Raw genomic sequence first — 17,457 nt, forward strand, 5'->3', positions numbered from 1 at the left:
GACTAAACCGAGCAGGACACACATTCATCAATGGAAGCTTTCCGCGTCCGGGTATAGTATAAGGATTTAAGGCCCATTTTATGCGCATAGATATAATACTTGGCGATGTCACGGGTACTGTCCTTGGTATTGGTATGTAAAATGGTGGAAATCCCCTGATCTACGTGTTTCTGAATAACCGAGATCAGTCTCAACACATTCTTCTGGTCCATATCATAGGCAGATTTATAGAAGAAATAATTATCGTTATCCAGGTAAGGCATCGGATAATAAGTAGTACTGTCCCCATACTCCCTCACCTCGATCACATCTACTACCGGCATCACAGAAGCAGTGGCATTCATGATGTAAGAAGTAGACTGGTTAGGTGCAATGGCAAGTCTGTAGGCATGGTACAAACCATGTACTTTCACTTCGTTCATCAAAGCCGTCCAGTCTGCCACTGTAGGAATCTCCATTCCTTCAAATAAAGCAGCTATTTTATCATTCACCGGAGCGATGTCTTTGCTCAGGTATTGCGCAAAATAGTTTCCATTTGCATATTCTGATTCCGCGAAACCGACAAAGGTTTCTTTTCTTTCGCGGGCAATCTCCATAGAACTCTGAATAGAGTAGAAATTGACCATCATAAAGAAAACATTACAGAAATCCAGTGCTTCTTTACTTTCATACATGATGAAATTCTTGGTCAGGAAACCATGTAAGTTCATGGCACCAAGTCCCACGCTGTGCAATTCCTTATTTGCTTTCTGTACGGAAGGTACCATTGCAATATTGGTGATATCAGAAACAATGGTCAGGGAGCGCATGGCGGTAGAAACCGCTTCTTTCACCCTTTTATTCTCCATTACCGTAGCAATATTGAGTGAACCCAGGTTACAGGAAATTCCGTAACGGATCTGGTCTTCTTTTCCGTAAATCTCAATGTCGGAAACCTCAGACACCTGCATGATCTCTGTACAAAGGTTGGAGAACTTAATGTTTCCAATCTCTTTCAGCGCATGGCCTTTATTCGCATTGCCTTTAAAGAACAGGTAAGGATAACCGCTCTCTTTTTGGGTCTGCGCGATTTTCACCATCAGGTGACGGGCATTGATTTTCTTTTTCTTCACTAAAGGATTGGTCACCAGCTCTTCGTACATCTCGTCCATGTCCAGTTCATCCAGGTATTTGCCATATTGCTTATACACCGTATGCGGGTAAAACAAATAGCAGGCCTCATCCTTTTCTGCAAGCTCCATAAACTTATCCGGAACGATCACCCCGATAGACAGGGATTTGATCCTTACTTTTTCATCTACGTTGATCTTTTTGCAGTCCAGAAACTCTTCAATATCGGTATGAAAAACGTTCAGGTAAACCGCTCCCGCTCCCGGACGTTGTCCCAATTGATTCGCATAAGAGAAGGTATCTTCCAGAATTTTCATAATCGGCAATACCCCTCCTGCGCGTCCTTCCACATCTTTAATGGACTCTCCCCTGGCACGGACTTTAGAGATGTTAAAAGAAACACCACCACCGATCGAAGAAAGCTTCATCGCTGAATCAATCGCATAACCGATCCCGTTAAGGTTGTCGCCGATTTCATCAAGGAAACAGGAAACAAGTTCTCCGGAACGCTTTTTACCGGAGTTCAGGAAAGTAGGTGTTGCAGGCTGATACTCCTGATTGATCAGCATTTCTGCATATTGTTTGGCCTGAGGTACATCCCCACGACCCAGGAACAGGGATACTGCAACCACACGGTCTTCATAACGTTCCAGGAATTTCTCTCCGCTATCGTCTCTTAAAGCATAGCTCTGGAAGAACTTAAAGGCACTCATGAAAGACTGAAACCTGAATTTCTTCGCATAAACCAGGTCATAAACTTCTTCCATCTGCTCAAAACTATACCACTGATAAAAATCTATGTAGTATTCCTGTTCAATGAGGTAATCGATTTTTTCTTTTAACGTATAAAAGAAAACCGTGTTTTTGTTTACGTAATCCAGGAAATAAGAACGAACGGCTTCTTTATCTTTGTGGAGGCTGAATTCGTCGTCGTTTTTAACCATGATCTCATTGTTCAACAAGATCCATTTTTTAGTTACCATATCTTTAGCCTTCTATATTTTCTATAAATTTTTGAATGTCCTCTCCGGTACCGGAAAGCTCAAACTGCAGGAGTACCGGCAGTTTAAAAAGTGCAGAGATCTTTTTTGCGGCCAGTGCATAATTGGGGCCCCAGTTTTTATTTCCGCTGGAAGAGATGGATTTGATCGAACCGCTGTTTTCTTCGAGAAAGCGCATCGTCGAAACAGGCACTTCTCCAAATCCAGTGGTATAAGTAATCAGGTGCCCTTCCTCCATCGGTAAAGAAACCTGATCAATCTTTTGAATCTTCCAGTCGCGGTGCTGCTTCAGGCGGTTTACAAAACGCTCTACATTGCCGGTCTTGCTATCGTAATAAATCCAGGTCATGCGCCAGCCAGTAAAATCAGTTTTAAACTGCTGCCAATGCAGACAACTCTTCCGGCTTAAAACCAATCACTCTGGAAAGCTCCTGCTCCTGTTCCAACAGGATCACCGTAGGCACTGAACGCACCCTGAATTGCATCGCCAGTTCGGGCTGATTGAAAGGGTTGATGGTTTCATAAACCACCCCTTTTCTGTCCAGATATTCAGAAACCATATTACATGGGCTGCAATCGTCTTTTTCGAATTTGAGTATTCTTTTAGTATTCATATCGTAGGAATTAATGTTATTTCAGGCCTCCAGAGGAGGTTTTATCGGAGTTCAAATGTGCAAAATATTGTTTAGATCAATTCTAAACGTTATCAACACCGGTGGAAAACTGTGGATAATTTATGACAGATTCTTTACTGAAAAAACAGCTAAAATAAGTACACTTAGTACAAGGTGTTTTGTAAGCGGTTAGTATAAAGAATATTGAGAAAAAAAGCAGCAACATCAGGAGAATCTGAAGTGCTAACCATGGTGATTTTTCTTAGTCTATTTCTTCCAGATAGATCTCGTGGACTAAAAATTTTATCTTTTCCATTTTCTCCAAAAGGTCTTCCACATCTTCAGAAAGAATGTGGTGGATGAGGTCCCCGGTTTCCGGCATTTCAGAATTGGGAATCAATTCGAAAGCCTCGATGGAACCCCTCAGGTTCAGGTTGACAAGTTTGATATAATTCACGCCATTAGCGATCCAGTCTTTAAGAATAATGGCATCAAACTCTACATATCCTGCGATGGTTTCCTTTTTCATGGGGGTAAATCTACATATAATATCAGTTTTTTCAGGCAGACTGCCATAGGGTTGTCAGTTTCCCCGGATACCTTAGGCTGCCAAAACAGAGAAAAATGGAAAAATTAGATTTAACAAAAGCATATAAAGCCTATTATACCGCCGGCAATCAGCCGGAGCTGGTCCACATTCCCGCAGCCTCCTTTTTATCCATCGAAGGGATCGGAGACCCATCCGGTCAGCCCTATGCAGATAAATTACAGGCTTTGTATTCCGTTGCCTATGCAGTTAAGTTCAGCTGCAAAACGCTGGGCAAAGACTTTACCGTAGCAAAACTGGAAGGGCTCTGGAGCTTTGACGAAAGTAAATACGCGCATTTGAGCATGACAGAGGCCTCGCTCAAAGTCCCCCGTTCAGAATGGCATTACAGGACGATGATCCGGATGCCGGAATTTGTTACCGCCGAACAGCTGGACCTTGCCATCCTGCAAGTGCTGGATAAAAAACAATTATTGCCCGTAAAGGAAATAACCCTGTTCCAAATGAACGAGGGGAAGTCGGTTCAGATGCTCCATACCGGCCCTTTTGCCAATGAACCGGAAACCTTGCAAAAAATGATGGAGTTCATCCAAAAACATGAATTGCAGAGAAACGGGCTTCACCATGAGATCTACCTTTCTGACTTTCGGAAAACAGCGCCCGAAAAATTAAGAACCATTTTAAGGGAGCCGGTAAAGTAAATCATTTACTGCCACATCAGGGTGCTACAATCGTGAAGAGGTACACTGCAAAAATCACCAGCAGTACTACCCCCTGAAGGATATTGGTCCGCCCTGTGGCGAGTGAAAGCATGATGGTAAACTGAGAAAGCAGCAGCAACACCGTTGACTTCATGTCTATGCCCAGCGTGATCGTCATTCCGGTAACCATGGAAACGATCGCGACTGCGGGAATGGTCAGGCCGATACTTGCCAGTGCAGAACCCAGGGCCAGGTTAAGGCTCGTCTGCAGACGGTTCTTTCTGGCGGCCCTGTAAGCGGCAAGTCCTTCCGGCAGCAATACCACTGCCGCAATGATGACACCTACCAAAGATTTAGGGGCTCCGGCCTTCAATACTGCATTTTCAATGTCCGGTGCCAATGCTTTTGCGAGCAAAACCACTACACCCAGACACACCAGCAGCAGCAAAGTACTCAGGAGGGCCACTTTTTTTCCCGGCGGATCCGCATGGATGTCTTCATTTCCATCCGCTTCCGGCGGAAGAAAGAAATCGCGGTGCCTCACCGCCTGTACCAATACAAAAGTTCCGTATAAAACGAGGGAAATAATGGCAACAAATCCCAGCTGGACCGGGCTATATTCAGGGCCTTGTATACTAGTGGTATAATTAGGGAGGATTAAGGTCAATACCATAATTGCGGTTAGTGTAACCAGGGCCGCACTCACGCCCTGTAAACTGAAAACCTGCTCTTTAAACCTTGCACCGCCCACCAACAGGCACATGCCGATAATCCCGGTCAGGATGATCATCACTGCTGCCAGCACCGTATCCCGGGCAAGAGCGGCCGTATCCGGACCACCGGTCAGCATAAGGGACACAATTAATGCAACTTCAATCACTGTAATTGCCAGTGCCAATAATAAAGTTCCATAAGGTTCGCCTACCTGATGTGCCACTACTTCAGCATGGTGAACAGCGGCTAAAACACCGCCTATCAGCGCTGCAGCAAGGACTATCGCATAAAGATTACCCAGGTCAAGGGACATACCAAAATAGGCAACCCAGGCTATAATGGGTGCAGCAATGGTCCAAAGTGGAAGAGGTAGCTTTTGTTTCATGAAAATAATATATAAATTTACAACGGTTAAACCTAGCTTTAGTTTTAACTAATCTAAAAAAGGGGGTATTTATACCTGTTTATTCATTCGGGTATTTCCGCGCGCAACACGGCAATCCGGGTCCTTTAACTTAGTAACATTAAAAACGCTCATTCAAAATGTTATCAAAATCAATTCACGCTGCCAATGGCAGCTTAAACTTCAGGATTCTCAGTGAGGGCTTATTTCAGCCCATACTTCAGCTGAGCCTGACAAAAAACAGCGCTGGCTCCCTTTCGGGAACCGCCAACCTGACCATAAAGGAATTGGGTAGAGAGTCAAATCTCAGCTTCAAAATCCATGGAACTTATAAACCCCTGCTGCATTCTACAGGAATACTGATCAGCCTCAAAGGAAATGCCTTTGCAGATAAAGGCAATGATGACCTGTTCAGTCTTGAAATGGAAATGAATAATGAATGGACCACCGGAATTGCCAGTTACCAGTATCAGGCAAATCCGGCAAAAATAATCAGAAATGCAACGGTATCCAGTGTACTGTTTGTCAGGACTGAATTCAAGGCCCAGGATTATTCGTTCTCTTTCTATTAATCACCCGAATACATTAGTACTTATATTTTAAACTATCTGGCTTCCCCCCTTGCCGGATAGTTTTCCTATGCTTAAAACGGGGATTTCTACCGGCAGTCCCACAGCTCAACCGGAGCAGTTTAAAAGCGTACAAAAAGCATGGACCGGAATCAACTCTGTAAAGAAAACACAGAATAATATTATATTTAAGTTTTCTTTCAGATCTTAGTATATGCAGCCATCTCCAGAGACCCCTACTCAAACATTTCAGCAGACCTATTTTGATGGCGGCGGTGAAATGGGTGCCCTTACCCGTTCCTACGACTGGTCTAAAACGGTATTGGGCCCTCCGGAGCATTGGTCTCAAAGTTTGCTGACCACCATCAGCATTATGCTAAAGTCCCGCTTTCCCATGTTTTTATGGTGGGGAACCGAATTGATCCAGTTCTATAACGATGCTTACCGCCCGAGTCTGGGCAATGATGGTAAACATCCAAAAGCACTGGGCCAGCATGGCGAAGAATGCTGGCCGGAGATCTGGCCGGTCATTAAACCTTTAATCGATCAGGTCCTTTCCGGTGGCCCCTCTACCTGGAGCGAAGATCAGCTCATCCCTATTTACCGCAATAACCGGCTGGAGGATGTCTACTGGACTTTTAGTTATAGTAAAGTTAATGATGGCCCGGGTAAGCCCGGAGGTGTTCTCGTGATCTGTTCGGAAACGACAGAAAAGGTGAATACTTTACAAAAAATGGAAAAGACCGTGACTGAGCTTGCCGCAAGTGAATCCAGATTGAGGTATATGCTGGCCGATGCACCGGTAGCCATTGCCCTGTTTTCGGGCAAAGAACTACTCATTGAAGCGGCCAATAAAAAGGTGCTGGAAGTTTGGGGCAAAACGGAGGAAGTGATCGGAAAGCCACTCCATATTGCGATCCCCGAGTTAAAAGACCAGCCCTTCCTTCAGATCATGAACACGGTATTTACCACAGGAAAGCCCTTTCATGGAAATGAAGTTAAGGCCATTCTGGAGCAAAACCATAAACTGGAAGAGGTCTATTCCAATTTTGTGTATCAACCCTTAAAAAATGCAGATGGAGAAACGACCGGAATCGTGCTCATCGCCAATATCATCACAGAACAGGTCATTACCAGGAAAAAGGTAGAACAGGCAGAAGAAATGCTGCGTTTATCCATCGAAGCAGCCAATGTAGGCACCTGGTATATGGATGTAAATACGAGAGATTTTATTGCATCTTCCAGGATGAAAGAGTTGTATGGATACTATCCTCATGAGGAAGTTTCCTATGATGCGGTGATCAGTCAGATTCCTGAGGAACACAGAAATAAGGTGCGGCTTGCTGTAGAGCAGGCCATCGCAAGCGGAGAAAGCTATAGCATTGAGCATCCGGTTATCGGACACCACGACCAGACGCTCAGGTGGGTCAGGGCCCTGGGGAAACTCTACCCTCCGACTGTCGGACATACTGCTCATTTTTCAGGCCTGACACTCGACATCACCGAGCAAAAGCGAGATGAAATGCGCAAAAATGACTTTATAGGCATGGTGAGCCATGAGCTGAAAACACCGCTGACTTCCCTGAACGGCTACCTGCAGCTCCTGATCGCAAGGATGAAGAAAACGGAAGATGTCTTTACCTTAACCTCTTTGGAAAAAGCACACCTGCAGGTGAAAAAGATGAGCACCATGATCAATGGATTCCTGAACATCTCCCGCCTGGAATCGGGAAAGATCCACCTGGACATGCAGGTTTTCGACCTGGACCAGCTGATCGCAGAAATTATTGAGGAGACCAGACCGACCTTACAACACCATAGCCTTACTTTATCGCCGTGCAATCCGGTCAGCATTTATGCAGACCGTGAAAAGATTGGTTCTGTCGTTTCCAATTTATTGAGCAATGCCATCAAGTATTCGCCAAAAGGCAAAAAGATCGAAGTCAACTGTGAGGTTCATGAAGGAATGGTGGAGGTAAGCGTAAAAGACGAAGGGATGGGAATTAAGCCACAGGCGATTGAGAAGCTGTTTGAACGTTTCTACAGGGTGGAAACCAAGCACACGCAAAACATTTCAGGATTTGGCATCGGTCTCTACCTTTGTGCCGAAATTTTGCTGCACCATAGCGGCAAAATATGGGTGGAGAGTGAAATCGGTGTAGGCTCAACTTTTTACTTTAGTCTTCCGCTGGCCCCTTAATCCACTCTCCTGCCCTTATTATTTTTTATACGATTATGGATTTACTTTAAATTCTACACGACGGTTTAAAGCCTTTCCTTCTTCTGAGGTGTTCGGCGTAGCCGGTTTTGTTGCACCAAAGCCTTTGATCAACAGGTTACCACCATTGATGCCGGCATTTACCAGATAAGATTTTACAGAATTTGCCCTGTCTACAGATAGGGACATGTTGTGTGCAGGTGTACCTTCAGCAGAAGAATGACCATTTAAAGTCAGCTTTACGCCTGGTTCCTTTTTCATTTCTCTGACTACCTGGTCCAGAATTTCAAAAGAAGCAGTTTTCAGGACATCAGAGTTAAACTCAAACTGGACATTGCTAAAGGTAAAGCTTGCTTTTTCTTCAGGAGCCGGAGTAGCTTTCTCTTCTACAGGCGCTTTTTCAGGTTGTTTTTCTACTACGGGAGGAGCTTTTGTCTCTACCGGAGCTGTAGGCTTTGCGACTAATTTTTTCGTTTTACAAGCCTGCATCGAAAGGGTCAATAGCCCAATCGCGACGATCAGTGTACGGGTTCTTAGAATTTTCATTTATGTTTTTGTGTTTGTTAAAAATAGAAATTTTTATCAGATGATTAAACATTAAAACGGATTAGTTACGTAAATAGTGCGAGCCGCAATAAAAGGGCTTCAATGCGGAGCCGATAAATTCCTGGAAGGCCCCCGCAAAATTCCTGTGGAAATTCCGAAACGGAGGTAGGCGTATTTATCTCTGTAATAGATGTTATAAGGATCTTCCCCATAATAACCAGCCGCCGCCATGAGAAAGACATTGTCCATAAAAGGGAAACTATAATGGAAAGAAAGCTCGGCATTTAATCTTTTCTTCAAGGCCCAGAAAGCGTAGTCATCCATCCTGTTCAGGGCATAATTTACACCTGCGTTTAGTCGCCAGACCTCCTTTAAAGGACGATATCCCCGCAAAGAAAAGTTATAGAACACCCTGGTAAAACCATAACTGCCCCTAAGGATCTTCTCGTAATTGAACCATTTATGCCATTCCAGTCCGGCTTCATGGTTTAAACTCAGGTCGTGACGACCGTTTAACCCGGGAATACTATTGCCAAAGTTATAGCTGATCAGGAGCGCATTGGTACTGAAATTACCAGTCCTGGTATTCACGCTGCCATCTGGATTTAAGGCTGCATCATCTTGTCCGTTGGAATGGTGCTGATAGCGCAGGGTCGCATATTGATAATCCTCCACCCTGCGGTTCAGGCGAAAATATAAAATTCCACCGAGCCGGAAACTGGGTGTCCGGACGCCCGAAGACTGCTCCTCCCTTACCCGCACCGTAAAATCAGGGTGTACGGCAAAAGCAACAGGCAATTCAGGACTCGCGACCACCATATAAGTAGAAGTCAGTTTTCCGTTGATGATGTATTTATCAGGTGCCCCGATCTCCCCTTTCGGAGCGGTATAGGAAAGCTCCGAATTTTCTTTATAGAGCTGAATAAAATTGACATTGGCCTGCTGTCTGACCTGTGCGGCAGCTATGTCTATACTTAAAATATAAATCACCGTCAGCCAATACCAGGGTTTCATGAGAGATTTTAGATACAAAACGCATTCAGGTACCTAAAGGTTTTTGTGTTTTCATGAAAAGAATGTTTTTCGGAATACCATGGTCATGCCCTGAAGCAAAAACGCTACAGCAAGGCGATCAGACAAAGGCTGCGAAGGCAGGGCAAATCATCATTGCTCAGCCAATCATCAGCTGATCGCTTTATGGTACAGGAAAGCCTCAGAGACCATTGATCACTGCAGAAAAAACAGTTGAACAGTATTTACTGTCTGTTGAAGGAATTTAATGTAGCGGTTTTCCAACGGATATACCCCAGCCTGTCGCACTGTGCAGCCACTTCAATGATGGCATGTTCCGGAACATCGTTCACGATCTTCCACCGAATGGTGTACTTGCTGTTGTAACTAAGGTAAATCACCACATCCTCAAAGAGTGGCTCCATATGGTCTAAATATTTTAGATGTTCATCCTGAAGTTCTTTCGCCAGACGGCTCAGTCTTTCATTCATCACTTTAGCTAAAGGCGCTGCCGGTTTAATATCCGGCTCTATAATTGGGACTACGGTTATGGTCATATCGCTGGTTCAATCTGGGATCGTATCTACAATTAACGACAAATCATAAATCATGCCTATAATTTGAAATACTACAAATATTAGCAAACACAACTAATCTAAACAACTTAAAAAAGTCCTGCTAAAGTTTTTCGGATCTATTTATTCTCCTCCGCAGGAAACCGTCTTCCTGCAGAACCAAAGAAACATTTTTTTATACATTAAGATAAAATCAGGCAAAAAACCACACAACATGATCGATTATTTATTTAAAAACAAATTAAGGACTGATATTTGCGCTAATAAATAATTACAAACAAAAACAAAACCTATGATGAAGAAAACAATGCTTACCGGCCTGGTACTGGCTGCCACGCTCGGTACGGCCTCTGCGCAATTTAAGTTAAACAGCAAAGCAATCGGCGCGGTCGGAAAAGGCGTTAAAGCAGCTACTTTCAGTGATGCGGAAGCGGCGAAACTGGCCAAAGAGGCGGTAGACTGGATGGACGAACACAATACTGTTGCCGGTCCTCAGGATCCTTACACGATCAGACTGAACAAAATTTTCGACAAACACAAAAACGAGGACGGATTAAGCCTGAATTACAAAGTATATAAAGTAGTTGACATCAATGCTTTTGCCTGTGCTGACGGAAGTGTACGTGTATTTTCAGCCCTGATGGACAAAATGACCGATCAGGAATTACTGGCCATTATTGGACACGAAATAGGTCATGTTAAGAATCACGACAGTCGTGATGCCATGCGTGCGGCTTATAAGCGTGCTGCAATTTCTGATGCCGCCTCTTCTCAGTCGGGAGCAGTAAACACCTTATCTCAAAGTCAGCTTGGCGACCTGGCAAATGCGATCCTGGAATCCAGCTATAGTCGCAAGCAGGAGTCAGAAGCAGATAACTTCGGTTATGACTTTCTTAAAAAACACAATTACGACGTTATGGCAATGGCCAGTGCATTCAAAAAGCTACAGGCTTTAGGCAGTGGTGATAAGAAAAGTACCATGCAAAAGATGATGAGCTCACATCCGGATAGTGGCGCCCGTGCAGAAGAAGTAGAGAAAAAAGCTAAAAAAGATGGTTTAGCAAAAGGAAAATAAACCGGGCCTCCGGGCTCATGAATGCAAAAAAAAAGGGCAGCACCTGATGGGATGCTGCCCTTTTTGTCTATAGAAATCTTTATTTATTAGGTCGTATAAATCCCATGGAGAATGCACTTCCGGTTCCCAGCAAGGCACCTGCAGCCACATCTGTGGGATAATGCACGCCCAGATACAGACGGGAGAAACCAACCGAACTTGCCCATAAATAAGCCGGGGCAATCACATACCACTTAGGATAAGCATTGGATAAAGCAGTAGCGGTCGTAAAAGCCGTAGAGGTATGTCCTGATGGGAAAGAGTAATGTGAAGGCTGGTATACCGCATTGATCTTAACGAGTCCGTTAAATGGCCTCGGCCGCTTAATGACTTTCTTAAGAAAAAGTGTGGCGAGTACGTTTACCGCAGAGGCGCTGGCCACATATAATGCGTTTTGTCTCATTTCCTTATCATTTGTGATCACTCCGCCAGCCAGCAGGGCCACGGGAACACCTATATTTACCACATCATTGTTCTTGGAAAGAAACATAAAGAAACCGGTGCGCTGCTCTGTTCTGTGTTCAGAAAGGTTGATCAGAATTTTATCATCCAGCCGCTGCATTGCGTTCTGTCCAAAAACAGGAGCAGACAAGGCAAACGATAAACTCAACTGAAATAGTAATATATACTTAATAAATACGATTCTTCTGGTTCTCATGCTGTAAATTTACATTTTATTTTATTTAAAACTACTTTGCTTCAAAACTAGAAAATGATTCCGAGAGGTAAATTAGACATTCCATTCTCCGATATTTTTGCAGGCATCAGGTACTGTATTTCGGGCTATTTTTTTTCGAAACAGCTGCATCATAGCAGCACAACAGCAACGAATCAACTGATGACCTTATCGGTCAGAACCGGGCTCGACCTTACCCTCAGGGCTTTAAATTTTCCTCCGGGCACTGAAATTCTGGTCAGCGACATCAACATTCCGGATATGTTTAACATCATCTCGGCACATCAGCTGCGTGCCATCCCTATCCCGGTCAACAAAGATACCCTGGAGGTAGATGCGGAACAGGTAGCGGCAGCGCTGAGCCCTGCCAGCAAAGCCATTCTGATTGCACACCTCTTCGGCGGAATTACACCCCTGGATGAGATCGCGAAAATTGCGAAGGAAAAACAGCTGGTACTCATTGAAGATTGTGCACAGGCTTTCCAGGGCGCAGGTTACCAGGGACATCCGGAATCAAAGGTTTTGATGTTTAGCTTTGGCATGATCAAAACCAATACCGCCATCAGCGGGGCAGTTCTGCAGTTCAATGATCCGGAGCTCTATAACAAAGTAGAGGCACTAAACGCGGGCCTGCCAAAACAGCGCATCAGCCCTTATCTAAAAAAACTTTGCAAGGCCATGTGCATCAGCTTGCTCAGCAGCAGGGCATGTTATACGCTTTTTTATCAGATCATGATGGCCAGGGGAAAAGATTTTGATGCGGTACTCTCCTCTTTCACGAGGGGGTTTCCCGGAAATGACCCCTTAAAGAAAATCAGGTACAGGCCATCTGTGCCAAATCAGCGACTGATGGAACGCCGGTTAAAGGCTTTTAAAATCGCAGATGTCTATTTAAGGAAAAAGCTTTTCACTGAGGTCATGAACGGGCTTCCTGCCGGCATACAAATCGGTCACTTAAACCAGAAAAACACCAATTGGGTGATTCCCATCCAGTGTCAGCATCCCGAAGAAATGATCAGGCACCTTCGTGCAAACGGTTACGATGCAAGTTCAAAAGCATCCAGCCTGGTCAGGCTTCCGGCTTCAACAGCAACTCCTGCTGAAAAAAGCGGGGAGCTTTCCTTAACAAAACTCGTGTATCTCCCGATGGACATTTCCATGAGCCCTGCCGAGCGCCTGAAACTAGGCGCCTTAATCAAAGAAAAACTCCCTTAACCGCGATTAGAACCTGGTATACAGGGCCAGCTGAACCGCATGGTTCATCGTGCTCTGCTTCAATCCTTTTACCGTCTGGTTTAAATAACCCGCTTCAATATCCATCTTTTTGCTGAAGCGGTAACCGGCGGCAAGGTAAGCCCTGTTCTGGTCGAAAACATGACCGTTCAGCTTGCCTTTATTTTGTACGTTAAAGAAAAGTTCATTCTGTAATGCTGCGAAAGGGCCCTTATCAAAATTCTGCTTTCCTTTTTCCAGTGGAAGGATCGTTCTGAAAAAGTAGCGGAAGCGCTGTGCAAATAAATCCTGTCCGGCAGTTTGTTCCATAAAACGTTGTTCCAAACGGAACCTGTGGCTGATGTTCACCGTACTGATTTTATGTTTATAGATGTACTGCTGCCAGATCCGGTGTTCTGTAAGACGCAGGTCTTTCCTGCCCACCTGGTCGATAAAGGTTTCGTTCAGTAAATAACCAAGGGTAACATCGCTTTTATCATTGATAAAATAGGTAAGCCCCGGTCTGAACATAAAGTTTCTCAATTGAGAAAACTGATCTGAAGACCTCAATTGTACATCGAGGTGGGTCCCCCATTTTTTATTGATTTTGGTATTATTTAAAAGAAACAGCCATCCGGTACTTTGGTGTTGAATCTGGGCAATGGCCAACTGGCTTAAACTGCATAATATAGCCAGCAAAAGAAGGGAAATACGCATGATATGTTAATTTATTCGTGTGTTTGCCCAAAATAATAACATTATTTTAAAGATTTAAATTCCTGACAAAAATTCAACATTGTTATTTACCGGAAAGAAAAGGAGTATTGCCAGTTATTATGCCTATTTTGGTAAAAAAACATGGGTGTAAAAAAGCATTTATTAGATGCTCAGGCGAAGCTGCCAGGGGGAACAATTGTGAAAGGGCCGGTAACGACTTCTGATGATAAAACTTATCATTTTAAAAGCCAGTCGGGTGCTGCAGACTTTTACCTGTATGTCATGAGGGACGACAACGGCTGGTATGAATCCGGAGGGAACGAGGCCGAGCATCCGCAGGAAGTGGTGGATCAGATCGGGACACAGATTGATGACTTTTTAAGTAAAAACGGATAAAATAAAAAAGAGCCGGTATTTTAAAATACCGGCCCTTTTACTTTTAACTTTATCGCTTAGTCCAAAACCAGTTTGCTCAATGCGGCTTTGGTAAAGCCTTTTAATTCGTCGGTACGTTCCTCTCTGATTTTCTTTACCCAGTTCGGGTCTGCAAGTAATGGCCTTCCTACGGCAACAAGGTCGAAATCTCCCCTGTCCATACGGCGCATCAGTTCTTCCAATGAACTTGGCTCAGAACTTTCTCCTGCAAAAGCGCCCAAAAATTCTCCGTTCAGTCCAACAGAACCTACTGTAATCGTTGCTTTTCCGGTTACCTTTTTTGCCCATCCGGCAAAGTTCAGGTCAGAGCCTTCAAATTCAGGCTCCCAGAAACGACGTTGTGAAGCATGGAAAATGTCTACTCCTGCATCAGCCAGAGGGTTCAGCCAGGCTTCCAGTTCTGCCGGGCTTTTCGCCATCTGGAAGGTATAATCTGCAGGTTTCCATTGTGATAAACGAAGGATCACTGCGAAATCTTCCCCTACCTGTCTGCGCACTTCTTTGACCACTTCGATGGCAAAACGGCTTCGTTCCGGCAAAGTCTTGCCTCCGTATCCATCTGTACGTAAATTGGTACCTTCCCAAAAGAACTGGTCGATCAGATAACCATGGGCACCATGAATCTCTACCGTATCAAAGCCCAGACGTTTGGCATCTGCTGCTGCGCGGCCATAAGCCAGGATCGCCTCAGTGATGTCATTTTCGGTCATCGTATTTCCGTTGTTAAAACCAGGTCTGTTCAGTCCCGACGGACCTTCAAAAGGTGCAGAGGGAAGCCATCCTGAATGGTGGTTGTCCATCACTCCCATATGCCAGATCTGAGGCCCCATTTCTCCTCCCGCTGCATGAACACCTTTAATGACATTCTGCCAGCCATCCAATGCCGCTGTTCCATGAAAATGAGGAATGTTCGCATCATTGGAAGAAGCAATCCTGTCGATTACCGTTCCTTCAGAAAGGATCAGGCCAACTTCACCTTCCGCTCTTTTCTGATAATAAGCCGCCACATCGGAAGTCGGGATTCCATTTGGAGAGAATGACCGCGTCATCGGAGCCATCACAATTCTGTTTTTTATATTTAATGATTTCAGACTAAAGGGTCTGAATAAACTGTCAGTATTCATATATTATTTATTTAAATATCAGATTGGATAATTTTACTTAATTCGTCAAAAGCAATGTCATTGCGCTTGTAATAGGTCCACTGTCCTACCCTGGTGGAAGTCACCAGACCTGCACGCTGAAGAATAGACAAGTACTCAGAAACGGTAGACTGGGTCAATCCTGCTTTTCTCTGGATCTCCCCTACACAGACACCGATTTCAAAGCCCGATACATGCGCCTGTTCCGGAAAGCTCGCTTCAGGGTCTTTTAACCACTGCAGGATCTCCAGTCTGGTCTTGTTGGATAGTGCTTTAAATATTTCCAGTTGTTTCATGACACAAAGATATATCGACTTTTTCCGATATACCAATTAATCAGGAAGAGATGACATCCGGATGATAATATCGGTTATTCCCGATATACCAATGAACATCTGAATGGATTGTCTTATCTTAGCCCGCAGAACCCATTTTAGAAATCTAATCTATATATAAAATGAATCATCCTTTCGCACATAGCCGTTGTTTTCTTTCTGCACTTGCGCTGATCTCCATCAGCCTCTGTACCCATGCGCAGCATAAAAGCCCGAAAGCATTAAGTCCCGATTCCGGAGCGATAAAAAGCATCAACGAACAAAGTTTCGCACAGCACATCCGTGTCCTGACCTCCGACGAGTTTAAAGGCCGCAAGCCTTTCACCATCGGGGAAACCAAAACCATCAGTTACCTGAAAACGGAATTTGAAAAATTAGGCCTGAAGCCGGGAAACGGCAATAGCTTTTTCCAGGAAGTGCCAATGGTAGACATCAAATCTATTCCTGAAGAGCAGCTGCTGATCAAAGGAAAAAACGGATCAGTGACGGCTGGTTATCTGACGGGTTTTGTAGCCGGAACCAAACATGTTGCGCCGGAAGTCAGCATCAGCAATTCCCCCCTGGTATTTGCAGGTTACGGAATTGTTGCACCGGAATACCACTGGAATGATTATGCCGGCCTGGATGTCAAAGGAAAAACGGTAGTGGTGATGATCAATGATCCCGGCCTTTCCAATCCTGGTTTATTCAAAGGAAAAAACATGACCTATTACGGTCGCTGGACCTATAAATTTGAGGAAGCTGCCAGACAAGGGGCTACAGGAATCCTGATCATTCATGATGATGTCCCGGCAGGATATCCCTGGTCTGTGGTCAGGAGCGGCTGGAACAAATCAAAATTACAACTCGAAGCAGCAGACCAGAACAAGTCGAGGGCAACAGTAGAAGGATGGATCAGCCTTGACATTGCCAAACAGATTTTCGCATTGGCAGGTAAGGACGAAAGCCTGTTTAAAGACGCACTGAAACCTGGTTTTAAACCAGTGGACTTAGGCCTGACCACCTCCCTGAAAATCAAAACCACGATCAAAAGATCGGTATCCAATAATGTACTCGCCCTGATTCCCGGAACAAAAAGAGCAGACGAAGCATTGATCTACTCGGCACACTGGGACCATTTTGGCGTTGGAGAGATCATCAAAGGCGATTCTGTTTACCATGGTGCGGTAGACAATGCGACAGGAGTTGCGGCATTGCTGGAACTGGCCGCCGCATTTAAAAACGCAAAGGTAAAACCGGAAAGGTCCGTATTGTTCATCTCCTTTACCGGAGAGGAACAAGGCTTGCTTGGCTCTGAATATTATGCAAAATATCCGGTATTCCCTGCGCAGAAATCGGTTGCCGACATCAATATGGACATGATGGGCCTTGCCGGAAAAACCAAAGACATTGTGGTTTACGGATACGGACAATCTGAACTGGAAGATTATGCCGCTTCATCCGCTAAAAAACAAGGCAGGATCATCGTTGCCGATCCGGTGCCTTCTTCCGGTTTATATTACCGTTCTGACCATTTCAACTTTGCAAAAGTAGGCATCCCTTCCCTGTTTACAGGTTCCGGGGTAGACAATGTTACCCATGGTAAAGAATGGGGAATGAAACAGGCCGAAGATTACATCAAAACCAGATACCACTCTCCGCAGGACAGCTTTGATGAAAAAACATGGGACATGAGCGGCATGGTAGAAGACGTTCGTTTGTTGTTCGACATGGGCTTTCGTTTAAGCACTGAAAAAGGCTTCCCGCAATGGAAAACCGGCTCAGAATTTAAAGCCATCAGAGAGAAAAAGAAATCGAAATAAAATGTAATTTATTTT

General features: G+C 44.5%; 19 protein-coding genes. 7 read left to right on the top strand and 12 right to left on the bottom strand.

Annotation, left to right across the window (positions count from 1 at the left end; translation table 11 throughout):
* Positions 1-2 precede the first annotated feature (2 nt).
* The 4 genes from nrdE to DBR43_RS00365 form a co-directional block, all read right to left on the bottom strand.
* Positions 3-2,093: a class 1b ribonucleoside-diphosphate reductase subunit alpha gene (nrdE, locus tag DBR43_RS00350; RefSeq protein WP_124576820.1), complete on the bottom strand. Its 2,091-nt coding sequence runs from the start codon at positions 2,091-2,093 to the stop codon at positions 3-5.
* A 4-nt stretch (positions 2,094-2,097) separates the two neighbouring features.
* Positions 2,098-2,460, bottom strand: coding sequence for a class Ib ribonucleoside-diphosphate reductase assembly flavoprotein NrdI (nrdI, locus tag DBR43_RS00355; protein ID WP_124576822.1), 363 nt, complete (start codon positions 2,458-2,460; stop codon positions 2,098-2,100).
* 22 nt (positions 2,461-2,482) lie between these two features.
* Positions 2,483-2,725: a thioredoxin family protein gene (locus DBR43_RS00360; RefSeq protein ID WP_124576824.1), complete on the bottom strand. Its 243-nt coding sequence runs from the start codon at positions 2,723-2,725 to the stop codon at positions 2,483-2,485.
* Between the two features lie 262 nt (positions 2,726-2,987).
* On the bottom strand, positions 2,988-3,254 hold the full coding sequence (locus tag DBR43_RS00365) for a hypothetical protein (RefSeq protein WP_124576825.1): 267 nt from the start codon (positions 3,252-3,254) through the stop codon (positions 2,988-2,990).
* Positions 3,255-3,349: 95 nt separating this feature from the next.
* On the opposite strand from DBR43_RS00365, the gene DBR43_RS00370 reads away from it, so the two are divergent.
* Complete coding sequence (locus DBR43_RS00370; protein WP_124576827.1) at positions 3,350-3,973, top strand: GyrI-like domain-containing protein; 624 nt, start codon at positions 3,350-3,352, stop codon at positions 3,971-3,973.
* 16 nt (positions 3,974-3,989) lie between these two features.
* Here DBR43_RS00370 and DBR43_RS00375 read toward each other — a convergent pair whose 3' ends face one another.
* The gene (locus DBR43_RS00375) at positions 3,990-5,072 is read right to left on the bottom strand and encodes a calcium:proton antiporter (protein WP_124576829.1); all 1,083 of its coding nucleotides are present in this window, start codon (positions 5,070-5,072) and stop codon (positions 3,990-3,992) included.
* A 158-nt stretch (positions 5,073-5,230) separates the two neighbouring features.
* Between DBR43_RS00375 and DBR43_RS00380 the strand changes: the two genes are divergently transcribed.
* Together DBR43_RS00380 and DBR43_RS00385 are read left to right on the top strand one after the other, a co-directional pair.
* Positions 5,231-5,662: a DUF1842 domain-containing protein gene (locus tag DBR43_RS00380; protein WP_124576831.1), complete on the top strand. Its 432-nt coding sequence runs from the start codon at positions 5,231-5,233 to the stop codon at positions 5,660-5,662.
* 211 nt (positions 5,663-5,873) lie between these two features.
* Complete coding sequence (locus tag DBR43_RS00385) at positions 5,874-7,859, top strand: PAS domain-containing sensor histidine kinase (RefSeq protein ID WP_124576833.1); 1,986 nt, start codon at positions 5,874-5,876, stop codon at positions 7,857-7,859.
* A gap of 33 nt (positions 7,860-7,892) precedes the next feature.
* On the opposite strand, the gene DBR43_RS00390 is transcribed toward DBR43_RS00385, so the two are convergent.
* From DBR43_RS00390 to DBR43_RS00400, 3 genes are all read right to left on the bottom strand, one after another.
* Positions 7,893-8,423, bottom strand: coding sequence for an OmpA family protein (locus tag DBR43_RS00390; protein WP_124576835.1), 531 nt, complete (start codon positions 8,421-8,423; stop codon positions 7,893-7,895).
* A 99-nt stretch (positions 8,424-8,522) separates the two neighbouring features.
* The gene (locus DBR43_RS00395; RefSeq protein WP_124576836.1) at positions 8,523-9,437 is read right to left on the bottom strand and encodes a hypothetical protein; all 915 of its coding nucleotides are present in this window, start codon (positions 9,435-9,437) and stop codon (positions 8,523-8,525) included.
* 242 nt (positions 9,438-9,679) lie between these two features.
* Positions 9,680-9,991 carry a hypothetical protein gene (locus tag DBR43_RS00400; protein WP_124576838.1) on the bottom strand — a complete coding sequence of 104 codons (312 nt, stop codon included), beginning with the start codon at positions 9,989-9,991 and terminating at the stop codon, positions 9,680-9,682.
* A gap of 310 nt (positions 9,992-10,301) precedes the next feature.
* On the opposite strand from DBR43_RS00400, the gene DBR43_RS00405 reads away from it, so the two are divergent.
* A complete protein-coding gene (locus DBR43_RS00405) occupies positions 10,302-11,084 on the top strand; it encodes a M48 family metalloprotease (RefSeq protein ID WP_199756923.1) in 783 nt (260 codons plus the stop codon).
* A gap of 79 nt (positions 11,085-11,163) precedes the next feature.
* Here DBR43_RS00405 and DBR43_RS00410 read toward each other — a convergent pair whose 3' ends face one another.
* Positions 11,164-11,781: a phosphatase PAP2 family protein gene (locus DBR43_RS00410; RefSeq protein ID WP_124576840.1), complete on the bottom strand. Its 618-nt coding sequence runs from the start codon at positions 11,779-11,781 to the stop codon at positions 11,164-11,166.
* Between the two features lie 54 nt (positions 11,782-11,835).
* Here DBR43_RS00410 and DBR43_RS00415 point away from each other — a divergent pair, with 54 nt between their 5' ends.
* Entirely contained in the window at positions 11,836-13,014 is a 1,179-nt protein-coding gene (locus DBR43_RS00415) for an aminotransferase class I/II-fold pyridoxal phosphate-dependent enzyme (RefSeq protein ID WP_124576843.1), read from the top strand.
* A 6-nt stretch (positions 13,015-13,020) separates the two neighbouring features.
* On the opposite strand, the gene DBR43_RS00420 is transcribed toward DBR43_RS00415, so the two are convergent.
* On the bottom strand, positions 13,021-13,728 hold the full coding sequence (locus DBR43_RS00420) for a DUF2490 domain-containing protein (RefSeq protein ID WP_124576845.1): 708 nt from the start codon (positions 13,726-13,728) through the stop codon (positions 13,021-13,023).
* A gap of 141 nt (positions 13,729-13,869) precedes the next feature.
* Between DBR43_RS00420 and DBR43_RS00425 the strand changes: the two genes are divergently transcribed.
* On the top strand, positions 13,870-14,124 hold the full coding sequence (locus DBR43_RS00425) for a hypothetical protein (protein WP_124576847.1): 255 nt from the start codon (positions 13,870-13,872) through the stop codon (positions 14,122-14,124).
* Between the two features lie 56 nt (positions 14,125-14,180).
* Here DBR43_RS00425 and DBR43_RS00430 read toward each other — a convergent pair whose 3' ends face one another.
* Positions 14,181-15,287, bottom strand: a complete 1,107-nt coding sequence (locus DBR43_RS00430) for an NADH:flavin oxidoreductase (RefSeq protein ID WP_124576849.1) — start codon at positions 15,285-15,287, stop codon at positions 14,181-14,183.
* A gap of 11 nt (positions 15,288-15,298) precedes the next feature.
* Positions 15,299-15,601, bottom strand: a complete 303-nt coding sequence (locus DBR43_RS00435; protein ID WP_124576851.1) for an ArsR/SmtB family transcription factor — start codon at positions 15,599-15,601, stop codon at positions 15,299-15,301.
* Between the two features lie 161 nt (positions 15,602-15,762).
* Between DBR43_RS00435 and DBR43_RS00440 the strand changes: the two genes are divergently transcribed.
* The gene (locus DBR43_RS00440) at positions 15,763-17,442 is read left to right on the top strand and encodes a M28 family metallopeptidase (protein WP_124576853.1); all 1,680 of its coding nucleotides are present in this window, start codon (positions 15,763-15,765) and stop codon (positions 17,440-17,442) included.
* The last annotated feature ends 15 nt before the right edge of the window (positions 17,443-17,457 follow it).

The sequence above is a fragment of the Pedobacter sp. KBW06 genome (assembly GCF_003852525.1).
Classification (GTDB): Bacteria; Bacteroidota; Bacteroidia; order Sphingobacteriales; family Sphingobacteriaceae; genus Pedobacter.

Excerpts from the sequence above, each read along its gene's own strand:
- nrdE (WP_124576820.1), bottom strand. The coding sequence starts at position 2,093 with ATGGTAACTAAAAAATGGATCTTGTTGAACAATGAGATCATGGTTAAA.
- nrdI (WP_124576822.1), bottom strand. The coding sequence starts at position 2,460 with ATGACCTGGATTTATTACGATAGCAAGACCGGCAATGTAGAGCGTTTT.
- DBR43_RS00360 (WP_124576824.1), bottom strand. The coding sequence starts at position 2,725 with ATGAATACTAAAAGAATACTCAAATTCGAAAAAGACGATTGCAGCCCA.
- DBR43_RS00365 (WP_124576825.1), bottom strand. The coding sequence starts at position 3,254 with ATGAAAAAGGAAACCATCGCAGGATATGTAGAGTTTGATGCCATTATT.
- DBR43_RS00370 (WP_124576827.1), top strand. The coding sequence starts at position 3,350 with ATGGAAAAATTAGATTTAACAAAAGCATATAAAGCCTATTATACCGCC.
- DBR43_RS00375 (WP_124576829.1), bottom strand. The coding sequence starts at position 5,072 with ATGAAACAAAAGCTACCTCTTCCACTTTGGACCATTGCTGCACCCATT.
- DBR43_RS00380 (WP_124576831.1), top strand. The coding sequence starts at position 5,231 with ATGTTATCAAAATCAATTCACGCTGCCAATGGCAGCTTAAACTTCAGG.
- DBR43_RS00385 (WP_124576833.1), top strand. The coding sequence starts at position 5,874 with ATGCAGCCATCTCCAGAGACCCCTACTCAAACATTTCAGCAGACCTAT.
- DBR43_RS00390 (WP_124576835.1), bottom strand. The coding sequence starts at position 8,423 with ATGAAAATTCTAAGAACCCGTACACTGATCGTCGCGATTGGGCTATTG.
- DBR43_RS00395 (WP_124576836.1), bottom strand. The coding sequence starts at position 9,437 with ATGAAACCCTGGTATTGGCTGACGGTGATTTATATTTTAAGTATAGAC.
- DBR43_RS00400 (WP_124576838.1), bottom strand. The coding sequence starts at position 9,991 with ATGACCATAACCGTAGTCCCAATTATAGAGCCGGATATTAAACCGGCA.
- DBR43_RS00405 (WP_199756923.1), top strand. The coding sequence starts at position 10,302 with ATGATGAAGAAAACAATGCTTACCGGCCTGGTACTGGCTGCCACGCTC.
- DBR43_RS00410 (WP_124576840.1), bottom strand. The coding sequence starts at position 11,781 with ATGAGAACCAGAAGAATCGTATTTATTAAGTATATATTACTATTTCAG.
- DBR43_RS00415 (WP_124576843.1), top strand. The coding sequence starts at position 11,836 with ATGATTCCGAGAGGTAAATTAGACATTCCATTCTCCGATATTTTTGCA.
- DBR43_RS00420 (WP_124576845.1), bottom strand. The coding sequence starts at position 13,728 with ATGCGTATTTCCCTTCTTTTGCTGGCTATATTATGCAGTTTAAGCCAG.
- DBR43_RS00425 (WP_124576847.1), top strand. The coding sequence starts at position 13,870 with ATGGGTGTAAAAAAGCATTTATTAGATGCTCAGGCGAAGCTGCCAGGG.
- DBR43_RS00430 (WP_124576849.1), bottom strand. The coding sequence starts at position 15,287 with ATGAATACTGACAGTTTATTCAGACCCTTTAGTCTGAAATCATTAAAT.
- DBR43_RS00435 (WP_124576851.1), bottom strand. The coding sequence starts at position 15,601 with ATGAAACAACTGGAAATATTTAAAGCACTATCCAACAAGACCAGACTG.
- DBR43_RS00440 (WP_124576853.1), top strand. The coding sequence starts at position 15,763 with ATGAATCATCCTTTCGCACATAGCCGTTGTTTTCTTTCTGCACTTGCG.